We start from the raw sequence: 14870 nt of genomic DNA, 5'->3' as shown, positions 1-14870 counted from the left end.
GCTGTGCTGTGCTGTGCTGTGCTGTGCTGTGCTGTGCCGTGCCGTGCCGTGCCGTGCTGTGCTGTGCGCTATTGATATAGTAAGAGAGTAGATGTGTGTAGTTAGATTTACAAATGGTGTTATCTATTTGAATGGAGAGATTCTATGGAAGTACCAACAGTAAGTGTAAAAGACATGTTACCATTTCAGCGTCCCCGTGAAAAATTTCTTGCTTTAGGACCATCCCATATGGCGATGGAGGAATTGCTAGCTATTTTATTGCGTACTGGGGTGAAAGGTCAGTCTGCCATATCGCTAGCGAGTGATATCGTACAGTCCTATGATGATGGGGCGTACGGTCTTAACAGAATGACCGTTGAAGAGCTTATAAAAATTAAGGGAATTGGCACAGATAAAGCGGTAACTTTGTGTGCGGCTCTTGAGATGGGGCGACGATTAGGGGAACTAAAAATTAAGGAAACATACGAAGATTTTTCTCAACCTTTTGTCATTGCTCAATATGTAATGGAGCGTTTACGTCACGAAGAGGTGGAGCATGTATGGGCAGCTATGTTGACGTCTCGAAATAAGTTGATTCAGTTAGAACATATTTCGAATGGAGGTTTAGTATCTAGCCTCGTAGAGCAGCGAGCTGTTTTTAAGAAGGCTATAGCTTGTAATGCGGCAGCCATTATCTTAATACATAATCATCCATCTGGCGATAGCCGGCCTAGTGACGAAGATATTCGGCTTACCAAGTTATTTGTCAGTGCAGGTCAGTTTATGGGAATACCAGTATTAGATCATATTATCATTGGTGATAATGAATTCACAAGCCTTAGTGAAATAGGTAAACTTAGTTAGAGAATGCACATATTAATAGTAAAAGCACTCATAATAATGAGTTCACTCTTTCTGATTTGTTCAGTGAAGAGATGTATACATCATTATAGGAGTGCTTTTTCTATTCAATAGATAAAGTCGCATTATATGTGGTAAAATGGAATGATGATGTAATGAAGGAGATTTTACTATGAGTTCCATTTTACCTACTCTAGGAAAAGATGTAAGTATAGATATTGGTTCCATACAGACGCGCCTCATGGGGGGGACGCGAGGAACTGTTATAAGCGAACCATCTATTATAGCAACTGATACAAAACAAGAAAAAGTAGTAGCCGTTGGGGATGAAGCGGCACGTCTTGTATTGCGTATGCCCGATATGTGGCGCCCTTTAACACCATTAAAAGATGGATTTATTGTGGACTATCGAGTTATGCACACGATGCTTAACTATTTTCTGAATAAAGTGTCTAATGCATTGCGCCGCGCTCGAGTTCTTGTTGGTGTTCCTTGTGGGATGACAGACGTTGAGCAAAGAGCGATGATGGATGCTGTTATTCAGGCCGGAGCACGCGAAGTATTTCTTATCGAACGACCTGTCGCTGCAGCCATTGGTTGCGGTGCACCTATCTTTGAAGCTCGTGGATCTATGGTCATTGATATTGGTGGTGGCACTGTCGATATGGGCATTGTTTCATTGGGCGGCATTGTAGATAGTAAAACGATTCGCTTCGGTGGCTCAGATATCAATAATGCATTGCTACGCTATGTACGTGAGTGTTTTGGGGTTATCGTTTCTGAAGAAATTATAGAAGATATTAAACATACAGTCGGCACTGCTATGGCACCTTTAGAAGATGCCGAATATGCCTTTCAAGGCCGTGATATGATGAATGGTTTAGGCAGACGTTGTGTTATTCATCAGTCAGAGGTATATCAAGTTGTAAATGACTGTATTGTTGGCCTTTTAGATGAAGTGAAACAAATGATTCGTTCCGCTGAACCTGAGATTGTAGCAGATATTATGCAATATGGAATATATCTTACTGGTGGTACTGCGCAATTGTCGGGTTTGGCTGAGCGTATTGGGGGCGAGTTAGGTGTGCCTGTACATGTTCCAGATGCACCCGACACAAAAGTCGTTGTGGGCCTTAACGGGGCTTCATCTGACTTGGTGAGCTTATCACGTTTTATTGTGAATTCTAAAAATAGAAAGGGCCAAGACTAATATGATACAGTCAGATAAAAAGTTAATTATCGTTGTTGTCATTAGCTGTATCCTATTAGCGTTGCTCGGATTTGCATGGAAACAACGAACTAGTATTCCTTTTGTTACTGTCACTCTTGAAGGTATTACAACACCATTTGCTTATGGATCTGCCCGTTTGCTTGATGGTGTACAAACCGGTTTTACAGTGCTCAATAATGCTATTTCTGCAACTATTGAAAGTGATGAGGCAGCATCTCGCAAGGCTGCATTAGAACAAAAGGTTGTTAACTATGATGAAGTAGTAGCAGAAAATATTCGACTTCGTCAATTGCTCAACTATAAGAGCAATCATCCGGAATTTTCCATGACTTTAGCCGGTATTATTACAAAGGATTACGGCACATGGACAAATACTTTCACTATCGATAAGGGTAGTGAAGAAGGGATGGCTGTCAATATGGCTGTCGTTGTACCAAGTGGGGTAGTTGGTTTTATTACCGATGTATACCCTCACTCGTCTCGAGTACAAACCATTCTTGACCCACGTAGTGCAATCGGTGTTATTGTACAACGTCCTGAATCTCGCCTATCTGGTGTCGTAAAAGGTAATGGTGACTCACCTCGTACGCCATTAATGGTAAATATTGCTCGTGATGGTGATGTATTAGTAGGGGATAAATTAATCACCTCTGGGTATGGTGGCATCTATCCTAAAGGATTGCCTGTTGGTAATGTACAGTCCATTGAAAATGATACAGAAGGTTTTGTAAAGAATGCCGTAATTACACCAAGTGTGGACTTCTATCGTTTAGAAGAGGTGTTTGTTCTTACATCATCTTCCGTAAGTGCACCACCAAAACCAGGGCTTGAGCCTAAACTGGTACCTCAAACACAACGGGATCAAGTTGAAGGGGCAAAGGGGGCCGTTAAACCATGATGCGTCTAGCTTTAGTCCTCTGTGGATTCTTAATTTACTTTATACAGGCGCAATTATTGCCTGCTATTTTTCATACGAATTGGTTACCAAATTTAATTTTGACCATCATTGTTATGGTCACACTATTTAAAGGTCGTTATATGGGTCTGATGGTAGCTGTTATAGGTGGTATTGTACATGATGTATTGATATCTAACTTCTTTGGGCTCCATTTATTCCCTTACGTTCTTGTGGTTTACCTATTATCCGCAGTGAAACATCGACTCTATGAAGAACGTTGGTATTGGTCCAGTGCTATTGTAGCCATTTGTACATTGCTTGATGGATTTATCCGCAGCTTAATGATATTGGCCAGTGGCGGGGATTTACATATAGGGTTATATATGTGGCATATGGTTATACCGGTACTATTTTGGAACGGTCTATTGGCTGCCATCGTACATGGATTATTGTGGCGTAAGGACGAACAGCAAGATTATATTTGGTAATAAATTAGTAAGGGGGTGAAAGAGTGCTTGAAGGCCTCTATAAACGAAGAAAAACGAGTCGCTTTGATGTACTCTTTTACATTGTAGCGGGCATATTTATAGTGTTAGCATTGCGTTTGTTTATGCTACAAATCTTAGCTGGTGGCTATTATCAAGCCAAGGCGGAAGGCAACCGATTGCGCATGGTACCGATGACTGCAGCACGAGGCGTTATGTATGATCGTAATGGTCAAATTCTTGTAGGCTCTCGACCTGCCTATACTATATCTATCATGCCTACCGGAAAGGCTTTGGATGATGGTGAAGTTGCTAAATTGGCAGCTTTATTAAAAATGAAGCCTGAAGATATTACAAAGAAGGTTAATGATCACAAGTATGGTTATGAGCCAATACGTATTGCTAATGATATTTCTATGGACGTAGTGACAACCATTGAAGAGCATCGTCATGAATTACCAGGGGTAACCATTGATGTTGAGCCACTTCGATACTATCCATATGAAACGATGGCTTCTCAATTATTTGGTTATGTTGGTGAAGTGAGTGAAGAGGAATTAGAAGAGCTAAAACAGCAGGACCCTAATACACTGGTAAGTGGCGGTACTATTTTAGGGCGTTCTGGTCTCGAAAAATTATATGATTCTATCTTGCGTGGTACTGATGGTGGTAAACAAGTTGAGGTAGATGCTACAGGTCGTCCTGTGGCTGAGGTAGATAGAAAACACACAGTGCCAGGTGCTAATATTCATTTAACCATTGATGTAAATCTTCAAAAGGCCGCTGAAGAGGCTGTTAAGAATCAGCTCAATCAATTGCGTGCGCAAGGTATTCCTGCACAAGGGGCAGCAGTGGTGGCCATGGACCCTAATACAGGGGCTATTTTAGCTATGGTCAGTGCGCCTGAATTTAATCCAAACTGGTTTTCTAAAGGGATTACAACTGCTCAATGGAATCAGCTGAATAATGATAAAAATCATCCATTTGATAATAAGGTTATTTCTGGTGAATATCCTCCAGGATCACCATTTAAGATTATTACCGGTACAGCAGCGTTAGATCTTAAAAAGGTTACTCCTGAAGAGATGATCTTTGATAGTGGTAAGCACTGGTTGATCGATAAGCGAAATGCAGAAGGTGAAGCCTTAGGATGGCTTAACTTTAATAGAGCGCTTGCTAAGTCAGATAACGTTTACTTCTATGAAATGGGTAATCGTGTTGGTATAGAAAATCTCGATAAATATGCTGCTTATTTTGGCATTGGCGAAAAGACTGGTATTAATTTACCAGGTGAGGCGTCTGGCATTATGGCAAGCCCTGAGTATAAACGAAAAGTATATGATGAAGATTGGTACTTAGGTGAAACCTTCGATGCTGCTATTGGTCAATCTTTTACCTTAGTTACACCATTGCAAATGGCTGTTTTACTCAGCGAAGTAGCTAATGGTGGTATTAAATATAAACCTTATGTGGTAAGCCGTATTGATAATAAAGATGGTACTCCGAAAGAGATTTTTGGTCCTGATAAATTAGGTATTCTACCAGTTCCAAAAAATATTATGGACCTTATTCGAGAAGGTTTGCGTGATGTTACAAACGAAGGTGGTACAGCAGGGGACTTATTTAAAGGCTTCCCAATTAATGTAGCTGGTAAGACTGGTACTGCAGAAAATGCACATGGCCGGGATCATGGGTGGTTTGTAGCTTATGCACCATATGATAAGCCACAAATTGTTGTGGTTGCACTTGTTGAACAAGGTAGCTTTGGTGCGGGCTCTGCAGGTCCTATCGTACGAGATGTGTTAGCTGCATATTTCAATGTACCATTAAATAAAAAAACGAATGACACAAATACGAAAAGTAATAAAGATAGTGCAACTGTAGGGAATACGTCTAATGGGCAGAAACCTCAGAATTCAGTAACAAGTGGGCAACCAAGAAAGGATTAGTATGGGCGAGATCATTGGTGTTGTATCCGGCAAGGGTGGCGTAGGTAAAACGACTGTCACTGCATGCTTGGGTGCAGCCTTAAGTCATGCAGGGCACCGCGTATTGCTCTGTGATGGGGACTTTGGATTGCGCGATTTGGATCTCGTGTTAGGCGTGGCAGATGAAATTATCTATGATGCACTTGATGCGAGTGAAGATAAAGAATATACAGATGATGCTATTGTATCAATTGCAGAAAATCTAGATTTCTTACCGGCTAGTCAAAGTGCACGTTGGGAAGATATAGGTCGAAAGAAGTATAAGAAATTAGTTCGTCGGCTTTGTGATGTATATGATTATATTTTGATTGATGCACCAGCAGGGATTGGTAAGGGCATTGAGTCAATTTTAGATCTTGTGAGTCGTTGTATCGTTGTGACACATCCATTGTGGGTATCCTTGCGCAATGGGGCGCGTATGATTCAAGTGTGTCAAGAACATAATATTCGCGACTTTGCTATTGCCTTTAATGCAGTGCCTGTAGATAGTGAAGACTTAGATTTATATGATATGTTGGAAGTCCTTCGCGCCGAGTATGTAGGGGCTATGATTCCTTATGATGAAGATATCCTAACATATACACAAGATGGTCATTTGTTAGACCTTGCTTCTAATGAGTTTCGTAATGTATTAGCACCTCTTGTAGACTATGTTGTAACAGGTGATTGTTGGGAAGATTATGATGTACAAAAACAATTTGATGCCTATGTAACTAAGAAAAAAGCGGCTAAAGAAGAAGCAGGTACACCGACTCTTGCTTCAGCTGGTGAGTCTATCTTTGGGGATTCAAATACTGTTTTGTATATTAATCGCGGTGGATGGACTACTCAGCATTTATTAGTGCAAGGTAAGCAAAGTTTATGGCGCCGTCGTAAATTGAAATAGGTGATATGATGTGGCGGAAACTATGGAATGATAGCGACTGGGCTATTATCATATGTACTTTTCTACTAGTTTGCATTGGCTTAGCAGCTATTGGCAGTGCAACTCATGTTAATCAAGAGCCTATTGGATTTGGTAGTTTAGTAGTAAAGCAACTTATATTTTTCCTTGCTAATGCAGCTGTTGTGATAGGTATGCAATTCCTTAACTATCATCGATTAAAGGATTGGGGCAATATCATTTATGGCATTACTCTTTTGATGTTAATTGCTGTTATGGCTGTTGGTACATCTGCATTGGGTGCTCAACGGTGGATTCAATTGGGTCCTATTACCATTCAGCCATCAGAATTTTCTAAATTATTGATGATTATCTGTATGGCCAAAATGCTAGAGCCCCGTATTGGCAAGTTAGATACATTTAAGTCTTTGATAATGCCTGTATTATATGTTGGGGTGCCTATTGGGCTTGTATTCTTACAACCTGACTTAGGTACATCTCTTGTGTACATTGCCATTTTTGTGGGGATGCTATTTATCTCTGGCATTAAAACAAGACTCATAAAAATCATTGCGGGCACTGGTTTATTATTGATGCCTTTAGGCTGGTTTGTACTGAAAGAATACCAAAAACAACGTATTCTCGTATTTTTAAATCCAGATATTGATCCATTTGGATCTGGCTATCATATTATTCAGTCTAAGATTGCCATTGGTTCTGGTTTGATTTTTGGCAAAGGTATCTTTAATGGCACACAAAGTCAGTTGAACTTCTTACCAGAAAACCATACGGACTTTATTTTCTCCGTTATTGGTGAAGAATTTGGTTTTGTAGGCTGTATTATCGTGTTGTTTTTGCTCTTTATGCTGATTTATCGCAGTATTAAAGTGGCGTATATGTGCAATGATAATTTTGGTATGTTACTAGCTACAGGTATTGCTACCATGTTTACCTTCGAGGTACTCGTAAACGTAGGTATGACAATTGGTATTATGCCTGTTACAGGTATTCCATTACCATTCCTTAGTTATGGTGTCAGTGCGTTGACCACCAATATGTTGAGTATTGGTATTTTGTTAAATATCGCTATGCAACGAACGAAATATATTTTCTAAAACCCTATGTATTTAGGATTAATTGTGAAAGAAGTCTTTCAGAAAAGACGGAGGATGTATGATTCAATTAGATACGTCATGGTTACAACATGTCCAAAAGCCTGCTCGTTATACGGGTGGCGAATATAACAGTATCGTAAAAGATCACAGTACTGTTGATGTAACAATGGCATTAGCTTTTCCAGATGTATACGAAGTGGCCATGAGTCATTTGGGTATCAAAATTTTATATGGTCTTGTAAATCGTCGTGATGATGCAGCAGCGGAACGTGTGTTTGCACCTTGGCACGATATGGAAGAGGAGATGCGCAAGCGCAACATTCCTTTATTCTCTTTGGAAACTCGTACGCCTATTAAAGACTTTGATGTACTAGCCTTTACACTTCAATATGAGATGAGCTTTACTAATATCTTGAATATGCTCGATTTGGCTGGTATTCCTATGTACGCTAAAGATCGTGATATGGATTTCCCGTTACTCGTATGTGGTGGCCCATGTGCATTTAATGTAGAGCCTATTGCAGATTTCTTTGATATTGTATCTCTCGGTGAATCCGAAGAATGGGGCGATGAATTTATCGACCTCTATAAAGCTGAAAAAGCAAAAGGTTTCCCAGGGGGTAAAGAGGCGTTTTTGCGTAAAGTGGCTCAAATTCCTGGTACCTATTGTCCAGCGTTATACGATGTAGAATACACAGAACAAGGCGATTTTAAATCTATTACACCTCGCTTTGAAGATGTACCGGCAGCTGTAGAGAAACGCATCGTAGAGGATGTAGAAAATGTATTTTATCCTACAAAACCTGTAGTGCCTTTCTTAGATATCGTGCATGACCGTGCAGTACTAGAATTATTCCGCGGCTGTACACGGGGCTGTCGTTTCTGCCAAGCGGGAATGCTATACCGCCCTGTTCGTGAAAAGACGCCAGAGCGTTTGCTTCAAATTGCTAAGGATACGATTGCTAACACTGGCTATAATGAAATCTCTTTGATGAGCTTAAGCTCTGCGGACTATTCTAAATTGCCAGAGTTAGTAGACATGCTTATGGAAGAGTTCAAAGACAAACAAGTGAGCGTAAGCTTGCCATCCTTGCGCATCGATAGTTTCTCCATCGATATTGCGAAAAAGGTGCAACAAGTACGTAAGAGTGGTCTTACTTTTGCTCCTGAAGCAGGGACACAGCGCATGCGCGATGTTATCAACAAAGGCGTTAGCGAAGAAGACTTATTGGCAGCGTGTACAAATGCCTTTAAATCTGGGTGGAATACAGTTAAATTGTACTTCATGATGGGCCTTCCAACTGAAACTGATGAGGACCTAGCGGGTATTGCTAATTTGGCTTATAAGGTGCTTGATTTGCATCGTGACATTACAGGTAAACGCAATGGTTCTGTAACTGTCAGCGTATCCTTCTTCGTACCAAAAACACATTCTCCATACCAATGGTATGGTCAACAAGATGTAGAGGAAATTCATCGTAAGCAACGTTATTTAAAATCTCTCATCAATAATCGCAATATTTCTTATCACTATCATGATGGCTATACTGGCTACATGGAGGCCGCTTTTGCTCGTGGGGACCGTAGATTGTCTAAGGTTCTTGTAAAAGCTTGGGAAGCGGGCTGTAAATTTGATGGTTGGACTGAGTTCTTCAACTATGAAACATGGTTGAAAGCATTCGCTGACTGTGGTTTGGATCCTGCATATTTTGCACGTCGTACTCGTGATTTCGACGAGCCATTACCTTGGGATCATTTGGATTGCACTGTAAGTAAAGCTTTCTTGAAACGAGAGTGGGAACAAGCGGTAGAGGCAAACTTAACAAGTGATTGCCGTCGCGGTCCATGTAAGGGCTGTAACGTATGTCCAGAGCTAAATACTGCAATTATTGACTATAAGGAGGGTGGCAGAGTTGAAAAAGTTACGTTTGGCCTTAAATAAAGGCGAAAAATTGCGATTCTTGTCGCACCTTGATTATGCACAAGCAGTAGAACGTATGATTCGCCGCGCAGAAATTAAAATGGCTTATTCTGAAGGCTTTAATCCACATATGAAAATTAGCTTTTCCTCTGCACTTGCTCTAGGTGTAACAGCGGCGGCTGAATATATCGATATGGACGTGCTAGAAGAGGACTCTTTAGAGTCTATTATGGAGCGTTTGAACCGCGTGGCACCGCCAGGTCTTGAGGTGCTAGGTGGCAAGGAAATGCCTGAAAAGGTTAAAAAGATGATGGCTATCTGTAACTTTGCTATTTACGAAGTAACAGGTCCTGTAACGGATGAACATGCGGATTGGGATGCATTGCTAAAACCTTTCAATGACGCAACGGAAATTTCTTATGAAAAGGTAACGCCTAAGAAAACTCGTACCATTGATGTGAAAGAATTTGTAAAAGAACCTATTGTAGCATCCGTTGAGGATGGTATGGTAACCCTTACTATGGGCATCGGTATTTATCCGCAAGGTACAATCAAACCTAGTGAAGTGTGGAACCTTGGTAAAGATCAATATAACTGGCCTATTACGACGGGCTATGAAATTCACCGTAAAGCCATTATGGTAGAAAACGAAGAAGGCCGTTACACTCCATTGGAAATTAATTACTAATTCTTTTACATAAATTTTAAACGGTTATATAAGCTTTAGTGATTTAAAAGAACTATATATTTTGAATTGAACGAAGGGCGGGATAGGATGCATAAAATTTTGGTCAATGTTATGCGCGAAGAAATCCGCATGGCTGTTATCGATGAAGAAGGGCAGTTAGTAGACTTTGTCTTAGAACGTACTGATGAGTCTCATATGGCAAATCATATGTACAAGGGTACTGTTAAGAACGTACTTAACGGCATGCAAGCGGCCTTTGTTGATATAGGTGGCTCTCAAAATGCGTATTTGAACCTTCAACAGGGGAAAGAACAGAAAATCTTGCCACGCCTATCTGTGGGACAGCAAATTCTTGTACAAGTGGTAAAAGAGGAAATGCTTGGTAAAGGGGCTCGCGTTACAGCTGATGTGAGTTTGGCAGGACGCTTTATGGTGCTTTTACCATATTCTGAAGGCATGCATATTTCTAAGAAAATTACTGATGAAGCAGTACGTGCTAAATTACAAGAATTAGCAGCGCCTTATGTACAGGAAGGCTGTGGATTTATTATTCGTACGGCAGCCGCTAAGGCTAGTGCTGACGAAATCGGTCGTGATATGGAATATCTATGGCGTACATGGCAACATGTGTTAAAACGATTTAAGGTAGCTAAGAGTGGTACTGATCTCTATAGTGATGCGGACTTCTGGTTCCGCCTTGTACGAGACTATGCGCATCGCAATGTAGGAGAGATTATTGTAGATTCCGATATGGGTGAGTCTCGATTGCTTGATCTCTTAGGTCATGGGCCTACATCACAGCAAATTAAAGTGACACGTCACCGAGGTAGCACACCTATCTTTAAAGCCAATCATATTGAACCACAATTAGAAGATCTTATCTCTCGTGATATTAATCTACCTTCCGGTGGCTCTATCCGTATTGATCATACGGAGGCTCTCACCGTATTTGATGTAAACTCGGCTCATTACACAGGTAAGTCTAATAAGTTAGAAGATCTGGCTTTTACAGTCAATAAAGAGGCGGCAAAGGAAATTTGTCGACAATTGCGATTGCGTGATATTGGTGGTATTATCGTCGTCGATTTTATTGATATGAAGGATAAGTCCCATCAACAAGAGTTGTTAAAATTGTTGAGTGCACAGGCTAAGTTAGACAAGATGAAAACCGTGGTATGCGGTATTAGTTCCCTTGGCCTTGTGGAGATGACAAGAAAGCGTGCCCGTCAAGGTTTGCAAACTTTGATGTTTGATACATGCCCTCAATGTGGGGGCACTGGATACATGTTGTCAGGCAGAACTGTATACATGCAAATTATCCGTCGTATACGTGAGCTGTTTAAATCAGGTCGCATTAAATCTAATCTAGAAATCGAAGTACATCCAGAGGTAGCCCAATACTTAACTAAGGCTGTTCTTGAGGATTTAGGTGATTCTATAGGGCGTAAGATTTCGATTGTAGTGAATTCACAAATTAGCCGAGAAGGATATTCTTTGATGGCCGTAGCAGAATAAGTAAGTAGTTTTTATAGGTGAGTTTCGTGTCTGTATTTGAAATTATATTAATTAGTGTTGGTCTTGCTATGGATGCTTTTGGTGTATCGATTGGTAAAGGTTTATCAATGCCGGTAGGTGAAAATCGCCGAAAGGTTACATTGGCATTCTTATTTGGTCTATTCCAGTTTCTCATGCCTATAATTGGCTGGCTCATTGGGCGTCAGTTTATCGATGTCATATCTGAATGGGATCATTGGATTATCTTTGGCCTTCTCGGCTATTTAGGTATCGCTATGATTAGAGAGGGGCTTAGCGATGAAGATGATGAAGATGATGATAAACAGTTTTTAGGCGTTTGGGAAATGATGATGCTCTCCGTAGCTACCAGCCTTGATGCCATGGCTGTAGGTCTTACTTTTGCCTTTATGCCCATCAATGTGTGGGAAGCATCTGCTATGATCGGTGTTATTACCTTCGGTATTTCTTTAATTGGAGTATACTTAGGTAAATTTATGGGCCAGTTTGTTGGGAAATATGCAGATATTCTCGGCGGCGGTGTACTAATTCTCATCGGTACCAAAATACTTTTACAACATCTCGGAATTATCGGAGAATTTTAGAGGTTTGTATATATATGAAAGTATCAGAACTGAGCTATTTATGTTGAATTTTGTTTGACATAGATAGGTAAATAGGATATACTATATCAGTATTAGTTCGGTTTACTGAACTTTGCAATCCGCGTGAAGCAGGTTTAAACGCCCGACCGAAGTTCGGGTCGGGATACCGAATTCAGCGAGTTCGATAACAAGGAGGTGTTCTCATGTACGCAATTATTAAAACTGGTGGTAAACAATATCGCGTTGCTGAAGGCGATGTAATTACTATCGAAAAATTGGAAGCAGCTGCTAACGAGTCCGTTACATTCGAAGAAGTTTTGACTGTAGTGAATGACGGCGACGTTAAAGTTGGCGCTCCTCTTGTAAACGGTGCAAAAGTTACAGGTACAGTTCTTGAGCATGGTAAAGGTAAAAAAATCTTAGTATTCAAATACAAAGCTAAATCCAACTACCGTCGTCGTCAAGGCCATCGTCAACCGTTCACAAAAGTTCGTATTGAATCTATCCAAGCTTAATTATGGTTTCCATTGGAATCCAGCGGAATAGTGAGAATCAAGTCATTGGTTGTCACCTATCCGGTCATGCAGGATATGATGAGCATGGCTTCGATATCGTATGTGCTGCAGTGTCTGTTTTAACGGCAACGGCAATGTTAGGACTTACCCAGATTGCTCAACAAGAAGGGGAATATACGAATAGCGAAGGTCGATGTGATATGGTTCTCTCTGGGACGATTAACCAGAGTGGACAGGATATTCTGGGGACTATGCTTCTCGGTCTAGAGGAAATTAGCCGTCAATATCCAGAGTTTGTCCAAATACACGAAATATAGGAGGTGAACTTAATGTTTACTTTTGATTTGCAATTGTTCGCACATAAAAAAGGTGTGTCCAGTACTCGTAATGGTCGTGACAGTGAATCTAAACGTCTTGGTGTTAAATGCCATGATGGTTCCATCGTAAAGAGCGGTAATATCATCGTTCGTCAACGTGGTACTCACTTCCACCCTGGTACTAACGTAGGTATCGGTAAAGATGACACTTTATTCGCACTTGTGCCTGGTAAAGTAGCATTCGAACGTGCTGGTCGTTACAACCGTAAAGTTAGCGTATACCCTGTAGAAGCTTAATTTTACAAAGACTATTAATCCCTAGTGGTTTTCCACTAGGGATTTTTTGCTTTCTGTAGTATGTGTCTGATAGATATATTATAATTAAGCTTAGCATTATCATATTGGCAATGATATCATAATTAGAATCATAATGCTTAAGAATACTAAATAACTAGCCACAGTGAGTCGATATTTGGCTTTTAATATATATGACGAGATAGGGGGCATTATGGCACTGCTAAAATTATCCAATATATCTTATATTGTAAAAGACAAATCTATTATCCGTGATGTATCTTTATCGGTAAATCAAGGTGATTATATTACTATTGTAGGCCCTTCTGGAAGTGGTAAGAGTACACTTTTAAAATTATGTAGTGATCTGATTAGTCCTACATCGGGAACTATTACTTATAATGATCGTCCCTTAACGGCTATAGATCCTGAATCTTATCGCAAAGAGGTGGGGTACTGTTTTCAAAGACCTTATTTGTTTGCGAAAACAGTACGTCGCAATATTCTATTTCCTTACGATATTCGCGGTTTAGAACCGGATATGAGTCGTATAGAATATCTCTTTGATCTACTACATATGCCACTAAATTATATGGAGCGCCGTAATGATGAGTTGTCTGGCGGTGAAATGCAACGAATATGCCTCATTCGGAGCCTTATTTTTGAGCCTAAAGTGTTGCTTTTAGACGAGGTTACGTCTGCCTTGGATACGACGAATACATCGATTGTAGAAAATGTTATTGATGAGCTTCATAAAAAGGGAATCACCATTATCTCCATTACTCATAATGAAGAGCAAAGCTTGCGTACTGCAAATCGCCGCATCACTATCGTAGACGGTCAATTAGCAAAAGAGGAGGTATTGAGATGAGTCAGTTTCAAACTATTTCGACTACGTCCTTATGCCTTGCATCTGTATTAGTGATTATAAGTATACTGATGTCTTATAGACAAGAATTGAAGCTAGAGAAGGATATCTTTATAAGTGCTCTAAGAGCCACTGTACAGCTCTTTGTTATCGGCTTTATTTTATCGTATATTTTTAGCACGGAAAGCCCTATATTTATAATTGGGCTATTAGGCTTTATGGCTATAAATGCAGCCTATAATTCTTCTAAGCGCGGAAAGGGAATTCCTTATGCTCTATGGATTTCTTGGTTTGCTATAACTGTAGGTGCAAGTATTACTTTAACGATTCTACTTTTAACGGGCGTGCTTACCTTTACTGCTTATCAAGTGATTCCTGTTGGTGGTATGGTCATTAGTGGTGCTATGGTAGCAATTGGGCTTTGTTATCGCCAAATGCTATCAAATTTTGAATTGCGTAAACAAGAGGTGGAAATTAAATTAGCCTTGGGTAGTACACCTAAACAAGCTTCGAAAGCGATAGTGCGTGATGTTATAAAGACGGGTCTACAACCTACTGTAGATAGTGCCAAGACATTAGGTATCGTAGCGCTGCCGGGGATGATGACTGGTCTTATATTGGCGGGCATGCCTCCTTTAGAAGCTGTAAAATATCAAATGATTGTTACCTTTATGACATTATCCACTATATCGATAGCTTGTTTTATTACG

The 14870-nt window shown here is 40.3% G+C and carries 16 protein-coding genes; all 16 read left to right on the top strand.

Annotated elements, in window-relative coordinates; all coding sequences use genetic code 11:
- Positions 1 to 144 precede the first annotated feature (144 nt).
- Positions 145 to 843, top strand: coding sequence for a RadC family protein (radC, locus tag QZ334_RS03820; RefSeq protein ID WP_105085902.1), 699 nt, complete (start codon positions 145 to 147; stop codon positions 841 to 843).
- A gap of 169 nt (positions 844 to 1012) precedes the next feature.
- Complete coding sequence (locus QZ334_RS03815) at positions 1013 to 2050, top strand: rod shape-determining protein (protein ID WP_295232065.1); 1038 nt, start codon at positions 1013 to 1015, stop codon at positions 2048 to 2050.
- A 1-nt stretch (position 2051) separates the two neighbouring features.
- Complete coding sequence (gene mreC / locus QZ334_RS03810) at positions 2052 to 2969, top strand: rod shape-determining protein MreC (protein ID WP_295232062.1); 918 nt, start codon at positions 2052 to 2054, stop codon at positions 2967 to 2969.
- A complete protein-coding gene (gene mreD, locus QZ334_RS03805; RefSeq protein WP_295232059.1) occupies positions 2966 to 3457 on the top strand; it encodes a rod shape-determining protein MreD in 492 nt (163 codons plus the stop codon). Before mreC ends, mreD begins: the two co-directional genes overlap by 4 nt.
- A 23-nt stretch (positions 3458 to 3480) precedes the next feature.
- The gene (gene mrdA, locus QZ334_RS03800) at positions 3481 to 5403 is read left to right on the top strand and encodes a penicillin-binding protein 2 (RefSeq protein ID WP_295232056.1); all 1923 of its coding nucleotides are present in this window, start codon (positions 3481 to 3483) and stop codon (positions 5401 to 5403) included.
- Position 5404: 1 nt separating this feature from the next.
- Positions 5405 to 6328 (top strand): P-loop NTPase, encoded by a 924-nt coding sequence (locus tag QZ334_RS03795; protein WP_295232053.1) that lies wholly within the window; start codon positions 5405 to 5407, stop codon positions 6326 to 6328.
- An 8-nt stretch (positions 6329 to 6336) separates the two neighbouring features.
- Entirely contained in the window at positions 6337 to 7440 is a 1104-nt protein-coding gene (gene rodA / locus QZ334_RS03790; protein ID WP_295232050.1) for a rod shape-determining protein RodA, read from the top strand.
- A gap of 58 nt (positions 7441 to 7498) precedes the next feature.
- The gene (locus tag QZ334_RS03785; RefSeq protein WP_295232048.1) at positions 7499 to 9382 is read left to right on the top strand and encodes a TIGR03960 family B12-binding radical SAM protein; all 1884 of its coding nucleotides are present in this window, start codon (positions 7499 to 7501) and stop codon (positions 9380 to 9382) included.
- Complete coding sequence (locus tag QZ334_RS03780) at positions 9354 to 10049, top strand: TIGR03936 family radical SAM-associated protein (RefSeq protein ID WP_323758620.1); 696 nt, start codon at positions 9354 to 9356, stop codon at positions 10047 to 10049. The genes QZ334_RS03785 and QZ334_RS03780 overlap by 29 nt, the downstream gene beginning before the upstream one ends.
- 87 nt (positions 10050 to 10136) lie before the next feature.
- Positions 10137 to 11564: an Rne/Rng family ribonuclease gene (locus tag QZ334_RS03775; protein WP_295232044.1), complete on the top strand. Its 1428-nt coding sequence runs from the start codon at positions 10137 to 10139 to the stop codon at positions 11562 to 11564.
- A gap of 26 nt (positions 11565 to 11590) precedes the next feature.
- Positions 11591 to 12166 (top strand): manganese efflux pump MntP family protein, encoded by a 576-nt coding sequence (locus QZ334_RS03770; RefSeq protein WP_295232040.1) that lies wholly within the window; start codon positions 11591 to 11593, stop codon positions 12164 to 12166.
- A 203-nt stretch (positions 12167 to 12369) separates the two neighbouring features.
- Complete coding sequence (gene rplU, locus QZ334_RS03765) at positions 12370 to 12681, top strand: 50S ribosomal protein L21 (protein ID WP_004698652.1); 312 nt, start codon at positions 12370 to 12372, stop codon at positions 12679 to 12681.
- A gap of 2 nt (positions 12682 to 12683) precedes the next feature.
- The gene (locus tag QZ334_RS03760) at positions 12684 to 12998 is read left to right on the top strand and encodes a ribosomal-processing cysteine protease Prp (RefSeq protein ID WP_295232038.1); all 315 of its coding nucleotides are present in this window, start codon (positions 12684 to 12686) and stop codon (positions 12996 to 12998) included.
- A 12-nt stretch (positions 12999 to 13010) separates the two neighbouring features.
- Positions 13011 to 13295 (top strand): 50S ribosomal protein L27, encoded by a 285-nt coding sequence (rpmA, locus tag QZ334_RS03755; protein WP_004696430.1) that lies wholly within the window; start codon positions 13011 to 13013, stop codon positions 13293 to 13295.
- A gap of 211 nt (positions 13296 to 13506) precedes the next feature.
- Positions 13507 to 14163 (top strand): ABC transporter ATP-binding protein, encoded by a 657-nt coding sequence (locus QZ334_RS03750; protein ID WP_295232036.1) that lies wholly within the window; start codon positions 13507 to 13509, stop codon positions 14161 to 14163.
- The coding region (locus QZ334_RS03745; RefSeq protein ID WP_295232034.1) for an ABC transporter permease at positions 14160 to 14870 on the top strand (711 nt) is incomplete at its 3' end. The genes QZ334_RS03750 and QZ334_RS03745, both read left to right, overlap by 4 nt.

The sequence above is a fragment of the Veillonella sp. genome, assembly GCF_019414865.1.
Taxonomy (GTDB): Bacteria; Bacillota; Negativicutes; order Veillonellales; family Veillonellaceae; genus Veillonella.
This window is presented reverse-complemented; position numbering and strand designations above follow the sequence as displayed.